This is a genomic window from Candidatus Vondammii sp. HM_W22, assembly GCF_022530855.2.
Classification (GTDB): Bacteria; Pseudomonadota; Gammaproteobacteria; order Chromatiales; family Chromatiaceae; genus Vondammii.
This window is the reverse complement of the sequence record NZ_CP099567.1, coordinates 2,929,931-2,943,590: the sequence shown is the minus strand read 5'-3', so window position 1 is coordinate 2,943,590 and position 13,660 is coordinate 2,929,931. Positions and strand designations below refer to the sequence as shown.

The 13,660-nt window shown below is 52.8% G+C and carries 13 protein-coding genes and 1 pseudogene; 6 read left to right on the top strand and 8 right to left on the bottom strand.

Translation table 11 applies throughout. The annotated features are described in order from the left end of the window. Positions 1-220 precede the first annotated feature (220 nt). The 3 genes from MN084_RS16715 to MN084_RS16705 form a co-directional block, all read right to left on the bottom strand. Positions 221-829, bottom strand: a complete 609-nt coding sequence (locus tag MN084_RS16715; protein ID WP_241085690.1) for a hypothetical protein — start codon at positions 827-829, stop codon at positions 221-223. A 169-nt stretch (positions 830-998) separates the two neighbouring features. Then, entirely contained in the window at positions 999-2,051 is a 1,053-nt protein-coding gene (locus tag MN084_RS16710; RefSeq protein WP_241085691.1) for an AI-2E family transporter, read from the bottom strand. Beyond that, on the bottom strand, positions 2,051-2,464 hold the full coding sequence (locus MN084_RS16705; protein ID WP_330178196.1) for a hypothetical protein: 414 nt from the start codon (positions 2,462-2,464) through the stop codon (positions 2,051-2,053). The genes MN084_RS16710 and MN084_RS16705 overlap by 1 nt, the downstream gene beginning before the upstream one ends. A 276-nt stretch (positions 2,465-2,740) precedes the next feature. Between MN084_RS16705 and MN084_RS16700 the strand changes: the two genes are divergently transcribed. Next, complete coding sequence (locus tag MN084_RS16700; protein ID WP_241085693.1) at positions 2,741-3,940, top strand: TraB/GumN family protein; 1,200 nt, start codon at positions 2,741-2,743, stop codon at positions 3,938-3,940. 139 nt (positions 3,941-4,079) lie between these two features. Here the strand turns inward: MN084_RS16700 and MN084_RS16695 are convergent, their stop codons facing one another. The 3 genes from MN084_RS16695 to MN084_RS16685 all read right to left on the bottom strand — a co-directional run bounded on the left by MN084_RS16695 (position 4,080) and on the right by MN084_RS16685 (position 9,301). Continuing rightward, on the bottom strand, positions 4,080-7,283 hold the full coding sequence (locus MN084_RS16695; RefSeq protein ID WP_241085694.1) for an efflux RND transporter permease subunit: 3,204 nt from the start codon (positions 7,281-7,283) through the stop codon (positions 4,080-4,082). Then, entirely contained in the window at positions 7,276-8,319 is a 1,044-nt protein-coding gene (locus tag MN084_RS16690) for an efflux RND transporter periplasmic adaptor subunit (protein ID WP_241085695.1), read from the bottom strand. Before MN084_RS16690 ends, MN084_RS16695 begins: the two co-directional genes overlap by 8 nt. Positions 8,320-8,557: 238 nt before the next feature. After that, positions 8,558-9,301: a tRNA 2-thiocytidine biosynthesis TtcA family protein gene (locus MN084_RS16685; RefSeq protein ID WP_241085696.1), complete on the bottom strand. Its 744-nt coding sequence runs from the start codon at positions 9,299-9,301 to the stop codon at positions 8,558-8,560. A gap of 210 nt (positions 9,302-9,511) precedes the next feature. Here MN084_RS16685 and MN084_RS16680 point away from each other — a divergent pair. The 4 genes and pseudogenes from MN084_RS16680 to MN084_RS16665 form a co-directional block, all read left to right on the top strand. Beyond that, a pseudogene (locus tag MN084_RS16680) lies at positions 9,512-10,234 on the top strand (SPFH domain-containing protein); the annotation flags it as partial. A gap of 56 nt (positions 10,235-10,290) precedes the next feature. Next, the gene (locus MN084_RS16675; RefSeq protein ID WP_330178195.1) at positions 10,291-10,620 is read left to right on the top strand and encodes an NfeD family protein; all 330 of its coding nucleotides are present in this window, start codon (positions 10,291-10,293) and stop codon (positions 10,618-10,620) included. Between the two features lie 184 nt (positions 10,621-10,804). After that, positions 10,805-11,455 carry a hypothetical protein gene (locus MN084_RS16670; protein WP_330178194.1) on the top strand — a complete coding sequence of 217 codons (651 nt, stop codon included), beginning with the start codon at positions 10,805-10,807 and terminating at the stop codon, positions 11,453-11,455. 8 nt (positions 11,456-11,463) lie between these two features. Further along, positions 11,464-11,676, top strand: a complete 213-nt coding sequence (locus MN084_RS16665; protein WP_241085699.1) for a hypothetical protein — start codon at positions 11,464-11,466, stop codon at positions 11,674-11,676. A gap of 36 nt (positions 11,677-11,712) precedes the next feature. On the opposite strand, the gene crp is transcribed toward MN084_RS16665, so the two are convergent. Continuing rightward, on the bottom strand, positions 11,713-12,366 hold the full coding sequence (gene crp, locus MN084_RS16660; RefSeq protein WP_241085700.1) for a cAMP-activated global transcriptional regulator CRP: 654 nt from the start codon (positions 12,364-12,366) through the stop codon (positions 11,713-11,715). 196 nt (positions 12,367-12,562) lie between these two features. Between crp and MN084_RS16655 the strand changes: the two genes are divergently transcribed. Further along, the gene (locus MN084_RS16655; RefSeq protein WP_241085701.1) at positions 12,563-12,985 is read left to right on the top strand and encodes an OsmC family protein; all 423 of its coding nucleotides are present in this window, start codon (positions 12,563-12,565) and stop codon (positions 12,983-12,985) included. On the opposite strand, the gene coq7 is transcribed toward MN084_RS16655, so the two are convergent. Further along, entirely contained in the window at positions 12,973-13,617 is a 645-nt protein-coding gene (gene coq7, locus MN084_RS16650; protein ID WP_241085702.1) for a 2-polyprenyl-3-methyl-6-methoxy-1,4-benzoquinone monooxygenase, read from the bottom strand. The genes MN084_RS16655 and coq7 overlap by 13 nt on opposite strands. Positions 13,618-13,660: the final 43 nt, after the last annotated feature.

The window sequence follows — 13,660 nt, the reverse complement described above, 5'->3', positions numbered from 1 at the left end:
ATGTCAGGACGCTTTGCCAGATGTTGCTGCCAGTTGCAAAGCAGGGCTTCTCAATAATGGGAATTGCCCCTGAAGAGATTGACTATTGGTCTGGAACTATTAACGGGTGCCTTGCCAATGGGCAAAATGGCGTGTGCCCGGTACGGGAGAGATATGTGGGGCCTGACAGAGGCTTACCTGGAGAGGCGGGAGTCGTGTAGCTGCTTTGGAAGAACACTCGCTACGCCAGCAAGCTCTGGATCAGCTTGATCTGTTTCTTTGCTTGTTCCGGTATATCTTCTGTCAGTTCAAACAGCGCTTCACCTTGTTGGCAAAGTAATATCAGCTGGTCATTGTCGAACAGCGCCAGCGCCGCCGTCAGCTCTTCATCCGATGCGGAGAGTAAAGTTGGCATTAAATTAGCCTCGGCGACCGGGGAATCCGGGCTAAGAAGATCGGCGACCAGAGGGTGTTCCAGGAGTTCAAAATGCGCGCTGCGGGCCTGCTCTTCCTGGTCCAGTTCCTGGAGAGCTGTCTGGTCAGTACCTGCCCCTGTACGCACGGCATTCATTATCAATGCCGACAGTTTTTTGATCGCCTCTTTGGTTTCAGACTGATCATCGGCCAGCCCGGCTGCCTGCTCGTAGGCCTTATCCAGGTTCTCTTTCATTTCCAGTATTACTTCGCTCTGCTCGTTGGGCTGAAGTTTTACTGCCTTATGCACGAGGGTACGAAACCCGGTAATAAAGTCTGACAGCTCTTCATGATCCAATCGCTGAGCTTCCAGCAGGCCCTGCTCGGTGACCTCTCTCTCCGCTTCAGGAAAAAGTGGATTGTTGTGTTTACGCATCAAGTGTCGCTCTCGGCGACCAGGAATTTGACTGAATATTAATGGCATGAATTTAATTGCTCAGAGCAGAGTGTGTAGTGTGTACCTAGGATGTTCAGCTTAGCATAACCTTTCTCTGCGGACTCTGCGCCTACTTTGCATCGTTTTTTTAGGAGATCTGAAAAGAGCGCTATTCAGTGGGTTTTGGCTTCTCTTTATCGACTTCCGGCCCCAGAAGGATGGCGATCCAGCGGGTTTCTTCGCGACTGTCCAGCGCGATTTTTATTGTCATGGTGAGGGGGACTGAGAGAAACATGCCCACGGTACCCAGTACCCAGCCCCAGAAGACCAGTGAGATGAACACCACCAGGCTGGAGAGTCCAAGCCCCCGGCCCATGAAGCGGGGCTCTATGACATTGCCTACCAAGCTGTTGATGATGAGATAGCCAACGCCCGTCCACAAGGCAGCACCGGTGCCGATCTGAATCAGGGCCAGAAGAACCGCAGGGACTGCGGCGATAACAGAACCGATATTCGGTATGTAGTTGAGAAGGAAGGCCAGTACCCCCCAAAGCACGGGATAATCGACGCCGATCACCGTCAGCCAGAGCGCCACCGCCACACCTGTCAGCAGACTGGTGGCTGTTTTGATTACCATGTAGTATTTAATGTTTTTGGTGAACTGTTCGAAATGGACGAGGGACTCTTCTGGGTTGCCGAGAATCCGCCGCAGTTTGGCCGGAAAGCCGGATGCTTCCAGTAGGATAAAGATCACAGTCAGCAGAATCAGTAATGTGTTGGTCACCAGATTGCCCAGGCTGTTGAGGCCCTGTGCAGCCATTTTTATTGCCTTGCCAGGGTCCAGGAATTTACTGAAGGCCTGCTCAGGCAGAGGTATGCCAAGTGAGGTGATCCACTGCAGCAGAGATGAAGTCTGTCCGCGCAGTTTCTCCTGATATAGAGGTAGTTGGGCAGAGAAGTCATCAATAGAACTGCCCACCAAAACTCCCAACAGCATCCCGGTGCCGATGATGGTCAAGATGACCAGCAGTAAGGCAACACCCGTTGGTATGCGGTGCTGTTTCAGGAAAAACAGTGCGGGGGCGGCAATGATGGCGATAAAGCCAGAGAGCAGGAACGGAACTAACAGCGGCTGAGCTTCACGCATACCGGCCACTACAATAACGAACGCGGCTATTGTCAGTAGGATCTGCCTCTGTCGCCCGGAGACGGTATTGATCATTATTTTAATTCTGGTATTGGATTAATCCGCAGCCAGGTTTTTTTCTCTTTGTCGTATTCCCAGAGCTGTCTGTCGGTGAGGCTGATTTCCACCTGTCGGTCATCGAAGACATAACCGATCACGGCAACTTGTGAGGCGAGGGTTTCGTCTGACCTGATGGGTGATCTGATGACTTTATAGCCGGTGACCCTGATGTTTTCCAGAGTGGCTGGTATTTCAGTTTTCTCCGCTAAATCTTTGCGCAGAAAGTTATAAGCTTGCCCGGGGTATCCCCAGCGCATGGTCGCTTCGTAGGCTTTGAGGGTTTCCAATAAGGATGTTTCACTCTCCTTTTGGGTCAGCAGGGTTTTGCAACCGCTCAGCATGAACAGGGCGATAATCAGAAGAAATGAACGCTTCAGCATCTCGGTCATCCTGTGAATCGGGACCATCTTCTCATGTTAACCCGGATATTCTGGAAATAGTAACTAAATGCGTCACGGATCAGAAGCCGTCCGGAATTAAATACCAGAGGTTCTTGGGTGTTGACTATTTTTTTCACACATAACGTGTCGATATAACTCTCATACCGCAATAATTACCTGCTGAAAACAGTAAACGCTGTGTGCTCTTTTGGCTTTCAGCGCTTCCTGCGGCGACAAGCCGTTATCGGCGGGTTATTATGCGCCACCAATATATGGAGCCTATTGATGACTGACAGCCCTGAACAAGAACCGCAGCTTGAGATTCGTGTTGGTGATAGCCGGATTACCCTGCTGGGTACCGCCCATGTTTCAAAGGTGAGCGCCGACAAGGTGGAGGAGCTGCTGTCTACGGGTGATTATGATGCAGTGGCAGTTGAACTCTGCCCGAGCCGCTATAATGCAATTCTGGATCCGGATGCCCTGGCACGGATGGACCTGTTCAATGTGATCAAGCAAGGTAAGGCCAGCATGGTGGCAGCTAATCTTGCCTTGGGTGCTTACCAGCAACGTTTGGCCGATCAATTTGATATTGAACCAGGTGCTGAGCAGCGGATCGCCATCAAGCATGCTCAGGAGCACCATAGTCCTGTGTTACTTATCGACCGTGAAATTGGTGTTACCTTGAAGCGGGTTTTGCACAGTGTCCCCTGGTGGCGGCGTTTTGGGCTGTTCGCCGGACTGCTGGCCAGCGTGATCTCAAAAGATGAAGTGAGTGAGGAGGAGATCGAGAGTCTCAAAAAGGGTGATCTGCTGGAAAGCACTTTCTCTGAATTTGCGGAAGAGCGGCAGGATTTGTTTTTACCGTTGATTGATGAGCGCGACCGCTATATGGCCGCTCGACTAGTTCAAGAGGTGAGCGCCCATTCCCACGAAAATGTCCTGGCAGTGATTGGCGCTGGTCACATGAAGGGTATAGCGCGCTACCTCTCCGACAGTACGGATAAACCGGAAGAGGTGATCAGTGAACTAGATCACCTGCCTACGCCTAAGCGCTGGCCCAGGCTAATCCCCTGGCTGATCGCTGCCCTGGTCTTTCTCGGCTTTGGGCTTGGTTTTGCCCGCAGTCCGGAACTTGGTTGGCAACTGGTGATGGAGTGGGTGCTGATCAACGGTACACTTTCTGCTCTGGGGGCGCTCATTGCAGCGGGGCATCCACTGACAGTGACCACGGCATTTATCGCTGCGCCCATCACCTCCCTTAACCCCACGATTGGGGCGGGCATGGTTACTGCCGCTGTGGAGATCTATCTGCACAAACCGCGAGTGGGTGACTTTGGCGAACTGCGCCATGACACGACGTCACTCAAAGGGTGGTGGCGTAACCGCGTCTCCCGCACTCTGCTGGTATTCCTGTTCAGTACCCTGGGTTCTGCAATTGGTACTTATCTGGCAGGGTTCAGGATTGTTGAACGGCTGGTTGGCTGAACGGCGGCTTCAGGTTTCAAGTGCCTTGATTGGGTGGGGTTTACTCTTTCAAGAAAGCAGAAATTCCCACTTAAGTGCTTCATCCGTCACCCCAGCCTGACCCGGGATGACGATGGTTTCGCCCCTGTGAAAGTGCTATTCAGTCTGCGAGTTTATTATGCATAGCCGCATAATAGACTACCGGAACCACAATTAGCGTCAGTGCGGTTGAGACCAGTAACCCGAAGATAAGCGCTACCGCAAGACCACTGAAAATAGGGTCATCCAGGATGAAGAAGGCCCCGGCCACAGCTGCGAGTGCCGTCAAAACAATGGGCTTTGATCTGACTACAGCAGAGTGAATGACAGCATGTTTAAACGGCATGCCTTCTGTTACCTGCTGGTTGATGAACTCCACCAGCAGAATCGAGTTGCGTACGATAATACCTGCCAAGGCGATCATCCCGATCATCGAGGTGGCGGTGAACTGACGGTCCAGCAGTGCATGCCCCGGCAGTATTCCAATGATGGTCAGCGGAATCGGCGCCATGATCACCAGAGGTATCAAGTAAGAGCGAAACTGGGCTACCACCAGCAGGTAGATGAGTATCAGGCCCACTGAGTAGGCGATGCCCATATCACGGAAAGTCTCATAGGTGACCTGCCACTCGCCATCCCACTTCAGGCTGTATTCATAGGGATTGTCCGGCTGGGAGACGAACCACTGTGGCAGCCCCCCTTGCTCATCCAGCCTGGAGGAGATACTGGCCAAGCCATAGAGGGGGCTGTCTGTCTTTCCTGCCGTGTCGGCCGTAACATAGACTACCGGTAGCAGGTCTTTGTGTTGGATAGAGTGTTCGCGGCTGCTCTCAACCTGTTCAACGATCTCGGAGAGTGGCACCAGACTGCCGTTTTTGCTCTTCAGTCGCAGGGTAAGAACCTGCTCCAGGTCGACCTTGTCCGCCTCGCTGTACCCGACCCGTATCGGCACGGCATATTTGCTGTTCTCGTCGTGCAGATAGCTCATATCCTCTCCGTTGAGAACGGTTCCCAGCGCTTGCACGACACTGCTTTGGGGGACTCCCAGACGCGCCGCTTTTGTCCGGTCGATTTTCAACAGAATTTTTTCTGACGGGAATTCCACGGAATCATCCACATCGACGATATCCTCGGTGGTTTCAAGCAGCTGGCGAAACTCTTTAGCAGCGGCAATCTGGCCTGCGTAATCAATGCCGTAAATTTCGCCCACCAAAGGTGAGAGTACCGGCGGGCCGGGAGGGACTTCCACAATCTTTGTATTACCGCCATAGTGGCGTGCAATGGCCTGGATCGGTTCGCGTACCGACTGGGCTATCTCATGGCTCTTACGATCACGTGCTCCCTTGTCCACCAGATTGACCTGGATGTCGCCAAGATTCGCCCCATTACGCAGATAGTATTGACGCACCAGTCCATTGAAGCTGATTGGGGCAGAGGTGCCGGTGTAAACTTGGTAGTCGCTCACCTCAGCCACGCTGCCCAAGTAGGAACCTAACTCGCTCAAGACTCTTGCGGTCTGCTCCAGACTGGTGCCTTCGGGCATGTCCAGTACTACCTGGAATTCTGACTTATTGTCGAACGGCAGCATTTTGAGAACAACCGACTGGGTTGCCACTAATGCAATTGAGCCGGCAATCAGCAGCATGATGCCGGCCAGCAACAGCCAGCGTAGGCCGCGGGCCTTTCCGGTTCCGAGGAACGGGCTAAGAATGCCAGTGAACAGGCGGTCTAGCCATCCGTTGCCGGTATCCGCTTCCCCGCTGCCGGTATGGATTGTGGTGCCCGCCAGAAACTTGTAGGTAAGCCAGGGAGTAAACACGAAGGCAACGATCAGTGATATCAGCATGCCCATACTGGCGTTGATCGGGATCGGACTCATGTAGGGTCCCATCAGGCCGCTGACGAATGCCATCGGCAGCAGGGCGGCAATAACCGTGAAGGTGGCGAGAATAGTCGGGCCACCCACCTCGTCAACCGCGCGGGGAATGGCTTCCAGCAGATTCTTTGTCCCGAGGGCGAGATGGCGATGGATATTCTCCACTACGACAATGGCGTCATCCACCAGGATGCCGATAGAGAAAATCAGGGCGAACAGTGAGACCCGGTTGAGGGTGAAGCCCCAAGCCCAGGAGGCGAACAGGGTGATGGAGAGGGTTGCCACCACGGCGGCGCCGACAATGATCGCTTCGCGCCAGCCGAGAGCAATCAACACCAGCAGCACTACCGAGGCGGTGGCGAATACCAGCTTGGTGATCAGTTTTTTGGCTTTGGCATCGGCGGTTTCACCGTAGTTACGGGTGATGGTGGCATTTACTCCGTCAGGAATGAAGGTGCCTCGCAGCTGATCAAAACGGTGAATCACCGCCTCGGCGATCTTCACCGCGTTGTTGCCGGGCTTCTTGGCAATGGCGATAGTGACTGCCGGCAGGGTGCCGGTAAAGTTGAGCCCTTTGGTATGGCCCTCAGGGCCTGCACCGATCCAGACATACTGCTGCGGCTGATCTACGCCATGCTTGATGGTAGCGACATCCCGAAGAAATACCGGGCTGCCGTTCTGGCTGCTTATCACTAGGTTGCCGATCTCTTCGGCCCGGGTGAGAAAAGTGCCCGCCTGAACCAGAATTTCCCGGTTGTCGCGGGTGATGCTCAGGTCGTCCCGGACGGTATTACCTGCTTGGAGGGCCTGGCGCAGTTCAGCCAAATCTATCTGGTAGCCCGCCAGTGCCTGGGGGTCGAGCTGAACACTCACCACCTGTGTCGGTTCGCCAATGGTGTAGATATCCCGGGTGCCGGGTACCCGCTTCAGTTCAGATTCGATGGCGTGGGCCACCTGGCCCAGCTGGTATGCCCCCGTTTCAGGATTGTCCGACCAGAGCGTGACGGTAACAATGGGGACATCGTCTATTCCCTTGGGCTTGATGATGGGCTGGCCTACCCCAAGGTTCTGGGGCAACCAATCCTGCTTGGAGAAGATTTTGCTGTAAAGGCTGACGATGGCGTCGGTCCTGTTCTCCCCCACCCGAAATTGCACGGTCAGTACTGCCATGCCCGGGCGGGAGATGGAGTAGATGTGCTTGATGCCCTCTATCTCCGAGAGTACCTGTTCCGCTGGTGTTGCCACCAACTGTTCAATCTCCGACGCAGTTGCGCCGGGGAACGGGATAAAGACATTGGCAAAGGTGACATTGATCTGCGGTTCCTCCTCGCGGGGGGTTACCATCACGGCAAACAGACCGATCAGCATTCCCACCAGGGCCAGTAAAGGGGTAATCTCTGAGGTGAGAAAACGCTTTGCAATGCTCCCGGAAATTCCCAGCCTAGTCATGACGCTTCTCCGACAATAACGCCTTCAGTGCGGCGCCTGCCGCGATGGGATCCAGTGCCACTTTTTCCCCTTCATCCAGACCGGAAAGTACACTGATCATGTCATTGCCGACTTTATGCCCGGCACGGATATGGCGCAGCATAATATTGCCGCTGGCCTGCATCACGTAGACGCCGATGACTTCGCTGCGATAGACTACCGCCTGGGCGGGGATCAGCAATGCTTTGCGGGTGCCAACCTCGAAGGTGGTTTTGACGAACATGCCCGGAAACATCTGCTTGGTTCCTTCGGGCAGATCCAGCCGCACCTTGAAGGTGTTGCTGCCATGCTGGGCAAAGGGAAAAATGACCAGCCTGACCACGGGGATATAGCCATTTCCTGGCTGCTGCACACTGGCCTTGTCGGTGGTGCGAACAGCGGAAATCAGGCTTTGTGGGACATCCACATTGACCCGAAGCTGATCCAGGGAGATGCCACTGATCAGCTTCTGTCCCGGCGTGGCGACTTCACCTACCTCCATGTGCCGCTGAATGACAATGCCTGAGTAAGGAGCACGTACCCGCGTGTATTCAAGTTGCTCTTTGGCCTGGTCCGATGCCGCCCTGGCTGCGTCACGGGTTGCTTTTGCCGCTTTCAGCGTGGTATCGGCCTTGTCCATGGCGGAGCGTGACAGCAATTTCCTAGCAAATATCTCTTTTACCCTGCCAAACTCTTGTTGCGCATCTTGCAGATGGGCCTTGGCTGCCTTTAGATCGGCCTGCGCGCGGGCCAGACGGGAGCGTTGCTCGGTGTCTTTGAGGCGGACAATGAGTGCGCCTTTCTCCACATAGTCGTCTACATCAAACAGGATATCTTCAATTTGTCCACCGGTCTGGGCGGACATAGTGGATTGGTTGATAGCCTCCACAATGCCATCAAGACGGTATTCCCTGGGTAGGTCACGGTACTCTGCTGTAGCGGTTTCCAGAGATGATCCCGCCTGTAGCGTGGCGGAAAAAATCAGTAGTGTTAGTGTAATAGTGTAGAGGGATTTCATGAGTCGGTCTCAAAATATAAGAATATAATTAAAATCTAAATCAATATCGATTTATTCACAAATCAACACCATTTTAGTAGAAAATTATTTGAATGCGACAGCTATTATCCCGGCGTGGACAGTAATCCAACATCTCCTATGATGGCCGCCTTTCTTGATTCCGGCCTACGCCGCGGGATGACGGTGTTTTGAGCCAGCCTTACTTTCTGCATACACTTGGGTACGGATTACATCTGAATCAATCATCAGCCTGCGGAACCTCATCCATCAGCGGCTTCATGGCATGCAGCAGGTTGGGGAAAAGATGTTTGTTTGTCTCCTCCTCTCTGGCCAGCAACTGTTTCATATGCACTCGCTGAGTGGGGACTGAGAAGCAGGCAGGGCAGCTGTCCGATACTACCGGTAGTTGGGTATCGGTAGCGAAATCTGTTGTCAGGGTTTCCCTGCAGTAGGCCAGAGGGCGAATAATACGGATTTCGCCGGTATCATTCAGATAGTGGGCTTTCATGGTTCGCAGCTGGCCGCCATGGAACATGGACATCAACAGGCTTTCAGCCAAATCATCCAAGTGTTGTGCCAGAGCAAGGACATTGTAATGGTGTTCCCTGCAGGTGGAGTACATGATCCCCCGTTTCATGCGGGAGCAGTAGGCGCAGAATGAATTCCCATCCATATGTTTTTCTGCCTGTTCCATAATCGGTTGCTCGCAATAATGGTAGGGGACTCCCAATGCTTCGTAATAGGGTTTGAGTTTAGCTGGTTCGAAGCTCTCCACTTCAGGGTCTACCGTTATTACACCCAGTTCAAATTTGACCGGCGCATAGCTTTTCAGATGCAGCAGGGTATGCAGCAGTGATAAAGAGTCCTTGCCACCGGAAACGCCAAGCAGAATTCGGTCGCCATCGCGGATCATCTGAAAATCGGCAATGGCTTTGCCCACCTTGCGCATCAGGGACTTGGGTGGTTTTTGATAAGTGCTCATGCAGGGATTCCGGCAGGTGCTTTGAATGAGGGCATTCTAGCCTGATTTTTGATATTTGCTACACAACTTCTGAATCGCAGCTTTGCAATCAATCCAGGGGAGACTGTTTCGTGCTCCCAATTTCTCTCGGAATGTGAGTTCACGTTGGTGGTTTTAAAGCGGAAGGAGTGGGGTATACTTCAAGGCGAATAAAAAACTGGAGTAATTCTGATGGATATTTTTGCCCTGATTGTAGTGGTATTAGCCGTGGTTATCGTGGTGCTGGGTGCCAAGCGTGTGCCCCAGGGAAGTGAGTACACTATTGAGCGTTTTGGCCGCTATACCAAGACCCTGCATCCTGGCCTAAATCTGATTTGTGCCGATGATCGATACTGTGGGTGCCAAGCTCAACATGATGGAACAGGTAATGGATGTGCCGTCACAAGAGGTGATCACCAAGGATAATGCCATGGTCACTGTGGATGGGGTGGTTTTTTTCCAGATTCTGGATGCAGCAAAGGCAGCCTATGAGGTGAATAACCTGACCAACGCCATTCTCAATCTCACCATGACCAATATCCGTACGGTGATGGGTTCCATGGATCTGGATGAGCTGCTCTCGAAGCGTGACCAGATCAACGCACGGTTACTGGATGTAGTGGATGATGCCACCACTCCCTGGGGTGTAAAAGTGACCCGGATCGAGATTAAAGATATTTCTCCCCACGGGATCTGGTTGACGCCATGGCGCGGCAGATGAAAGCAGAGCGTGAGAAACGTGCTGCGATCCTTGAGTCGGATGGCCAGCGCCAGTCTGAGATCCTTGTGGCAGAGGGTAAAAAACAGGCAGCCATACTTGAAGCCGAAGGCGAGAAAGAGGCTGCATTCAGGGAGGCCGAGGCAAGGGAACGACTGGCTGAAGCTGAAGCAACCCTGATGGTCTCCCAGGCAATATTCTTGAAGTCTTCTCTCCGGGGGCCTTTTTTCTCTGGATGGGGATCGCCGCCGGTGTGGTCGGGCTGTTATTGCTGATGTTGCCCGAGTTGGCCTGGGAGTATCAGTTGTTGGGGTTCGCGGCTTTCAGCGTTGTCAGTATAGTGGTTTGGCACTTGGTGCTGAAACGACACCCGACAGTCAGCGATCAGCCCAAGCTCAACCGGCGGGGCGAACAGTATGTCGATCGGGTGTTTACACTGGATGAACCGATCGTAAATGGTCAGGGCCGCATTCGGGTGGATGACAGCACCTGGAAAATACATGGTTCGGATTGTGCGGCGGGTGTGCAGGTGAAGGTTATCGGGGTGGATGGCGTGGTGCTGAAGGTGGATATTCATACCTAAACATGTAACGCTGCTGAGTAAACCGGCCACTTGCCTGCCATTGGCAGAACTAAACAACCTGTTAGTAGTAGATTTACGGAACGAAAAAGCAGAACAATGGATGCACAGAAATTCAGGAATTGTACTCAGTGGAAAGCCAAGAGATGGTTTTAACCGGGATACTGTAGCGGAATCGCTCAGCGGTTTGCTTAGGATACCATTGGAGCAGGCTCTTGGTATGCTTGGCGGGGAACGCTTTCGGATACGAAAAGAGTTGGGGCTGGAAAAGGCAGAGCAGTTGCAGGAGAAACTTGTCAGACATGGGGTGGCATGTGCCATTGAGCCGGTGTTGGCTAAGCAACTCGCTGCCTCAGACCACGCAATAGAGGAATCGGAGGAAGTTACACATCTTGAGCTGGATCTTCCAGAGATGGATGAGGATGATGACAGCTCACCTCTATCGCTAGGCGTGACTGCTAATGGTGAGGTAAGGGCATCGCCGGATTTGACTATTGTGCTGAAGTCGCCGCCGCCATTGGAAGAAAGCAAGCAGGAACAGAAAGTGGAGGATACCGGAAACCCTGGACAGATTTATGCACAACGAAGTTCGGCAGGGAGTGGTACAGAAAATAAAATAAGTGGTCTGGATGCAACAAAACGTACCCGACTGCTGGCTCTGGCTGGTGTATTGTTGGTTATCGTGAGTGCTTGGCTTATTGTCCCGATACTGATCGAAGATGATTCGGTAGCCTCTGTGGATAAAGGTATATCTGTTGCAAAAGTTGCGCCGGTCATCAAACCAGAGATGGCCTCTCCTCTACGCACCGGCGTCTCGATCTCCTCACAAAATCAGTGAAGGTATGGATGATTCAGTTTGGCACCGGTTTTGACCCATTCCAGGTGACTCTGGACCGATTGAGTCAGGATCTTGGGGTTACAGCGATAGATATGTTGGATGGCTGGGGGATGGCGTTTCGCTATGAGCCCTCTGAGGGTCGCTATAAGCTGTTGTCAGCTGGTCCGGACAAGCAGTTTGGCACTGGGGATGATCTTCAGCAAGAAGTGCATCTCCAATAACCCATCTTCGGATTTTTGGTAACTTGCTCAGCCTGATCAGCGGGTGCCAAATGCCACGATAGTTTTGCCTTTTACGTATACCAGGCCCTGCTCTTCCAGCTTTTTAAGCACTCGGCCAGCCATCTCACGCGAACAGCCAACGATACGCCCTATCTCCTGGCGGGTAATGCGGATCTGCATGCCGTCGGGGTGGGTTATGGCATCAGGCTGTTTGCAGAGTTCCAGTAGGCTGCCTGCGATTCGACCGGTCACGTCAAGAAATGCAAGGTGTCCCACTTTGCGGCTGGTGTCCAGTAACCGTTGGGTCAGTTGTCCGCCAAGCGCATAGAGAATCTCTTTTCTGAAAGGCTGCAGCTCGCCATCAAACAGCTGTTCCAGGCGTGAATAGCTGATCTCAGCCAGCATACATTCACTACGGGTGCGTACCAGTACACTGCGATTGGACTGGGGGATAAACAACCCCATCTCACCAATAAAGTCACCCTTGTTCAGGTAGGTGAGAATGATCTCTTTCCCTTCGTCATCCTCTATCAGGACGGTGACAGAACCCTCTACCAGATAATAAAGAATATCCGCCTTATCACCGGGGTGAATAATGTTGATTTTTTGTGGATAGCGTCGTCTATGGCAGAACGAGAGAAGCGGCTTAAGATAAGCTGGTTCTTGTTCTGGAGGTTTTATTACACTCATCAACATATTTTCCCTTCAAGGAGCGAGAACATACTACTCCAACCGGGATTTTAGACCAGCACTTATTGGATGTCGATCAGAACTATGGTACTGGATCACATATTCCATCGATTTTATTTATGTTTAAATGAGATATCCAGGCTTCCAAGTGCGTTGTTCCATCACTGGGTGCATAAATAAAACATGCGGGGATCCGATGAAAGCAAGGATTAAATGGGTTGAAGACACCCTTATGGTGGCTGAGTCCGGCAGCGGTCATGCGGTGGTGATGGATGGCCCACCGGACTTCGGTGGGCGAAACCTAGGTGCGCGCCCCATGGAGATGCTGTTAATGGGGCTAGGGGGATGCACTCAGTTTGATGTGGTACATATCCTTCGTAAAGGGCGCCATCAGGTGACACGTTGTGAGGTGGAGTTGGCGGCGGAAAGGGCTGAAACTGATCCAAAAGTGTTTACCCGGATACATATCCACTTCATTCTTGCCGGCCCCGGTTTGTCGGAGAAGGCAGTTGAGCGTGCGGTCAAATTAAGTGCCGAAACCTACTGCTCTGCCTCTTTGATGCTGGGGAAGGTTGCAGAGATCACCCATGATTTTGAGCTGGTGCCTTATAACCAATAAACAGACTTGGTCATGCTCTTGGCTGATAGTTTCATTGCGAGTTTGATCGGTCCCGGGAGTTCTGCGCCACCCCCCTCCAGTGCAAGGGTGGCATGCTGGAGTTCATCCTCTTTCATCTGCTCCAGGATAGAACGGGTTTTTTCGTCTGCGTGAGAAACCTGTTGCAGGTGTTCCTCCAGATGAGCACAGACTTGGTGCTCTGTCTCTGCAACAAACCCAAGGCTCCACTTATCGCCGGCCAGGCCGGCAGCGGCGCCAATAGCAAAGGAGCCGGCATACCATAAAGGGTTGAGAAAACTGGTGCGATTGCCCAGCTCGTGGATTCTTTTTTCGCACCAGGCAAGATGATCGTTCTCCTCCTGTGCTGCCCGTTCCATGCTCTCTCTTACCTTGGGTAGCTTGGCGGTGAGGGCCTGTCCCTGATACAGCGCCTGGGCGCACACCTCACCGGTGTGGTTAATACGCATGAGGCGGGCTGTGTGGTGTTGCTGCTCATCGGTGAGCTCTGTCTCACTCAAACCATCGGATGGATTTGTGCGTTCCGTAACCAGTGGGCGTCCAAACAGGGTGCGTAGCGCCTGGTCCACACCCATCAGGAGGTGGTCAGTGGCATTGTAGTGTCGAGTTGTCATGGGTGTTGGATTACCTGTCTGGATTGTAAGTTCACAATAAAAG

Excerpts from the sequence above, each read along its gene's own strand:
- coq7 (WP_241085702.1), bottom strand. The coding sequence starts at position 13,617 with ATGACAACTCGACACTACAATGCCACTGACCACCTCCTGATGGGTGTG.
- MN084_RS16705 (WP_330178196.1), bottom strand. The coding sequence starts at position 2,464 with ATGACCGAGATGCTGAAGCGTTCATTTCTTCTGATTATCGCCCTGTTC.
- MN084_RS16655 (WP_241085701.1), top strand. The coding sequence starts at position 12,563 with ATGAAAGCAAGGATTAAATGGGTTGAAGACACCCTTATGGTGGCTGAG.
- MN084_RS16690 (WP_241085695.1), bottom strand. The coding sequence starts at position 8,319 with ATGAAATCCCTCTACACTATTACACTAACACTACTGATTTTTTCCGCC.
- crp (WP_241085700.1), bottom strand. The coding sequence starts at position 12,366 with ATGAGTGTAATAAAACCTCCAGAACAAGAACCAGCTTATCTTAAGCCG.
- MN084_RS16700 (WP_241085693.1), top strand. The coding sequence starts at position 2,741 with ATGACTGACAGCCCTGAACAAGAACCGCAGCTTGAGATTCGTGTTGGT.
- MN084_RS16665 (WP_241085699.1), top strand. The coding sequence starts at position 11,464 with ATGATTCAGTTTGGCACCGGTTTTGACCCATTCCAGGTGACTCTGGAC.
- MN084_RS16685 (WP_241085696.1), bottom strand. The coding sequence starts at position 9,301 with ATGAGCACTTATCAAAAACCACCCAAGTCCCTGATGCGCAAGGTGGGC.
- MN084_RS16710 (WP_241085691.1), bottom strand. The coding sequence starts at position 2,051 with ATGATCAATACCGTCTCCGGGCGACAGAGGCAGATCCTACTGACAATA.
- MN084_RS16695 (WP_241085694.1), bottom strand. The coding sequence starts at position 7,283 with ATGACTAGGCTGGGAATTTCCGGGAGCATTGCAAAGCGTTTTCTCACC.
- MN084_RS16715 (WP_241085690.1), bottom strand. The coding sequence starts at position 829 with ATGCGTAAACACAACAATCCACTTTTTCCTGAAGCGGAGAGAGAGGTC.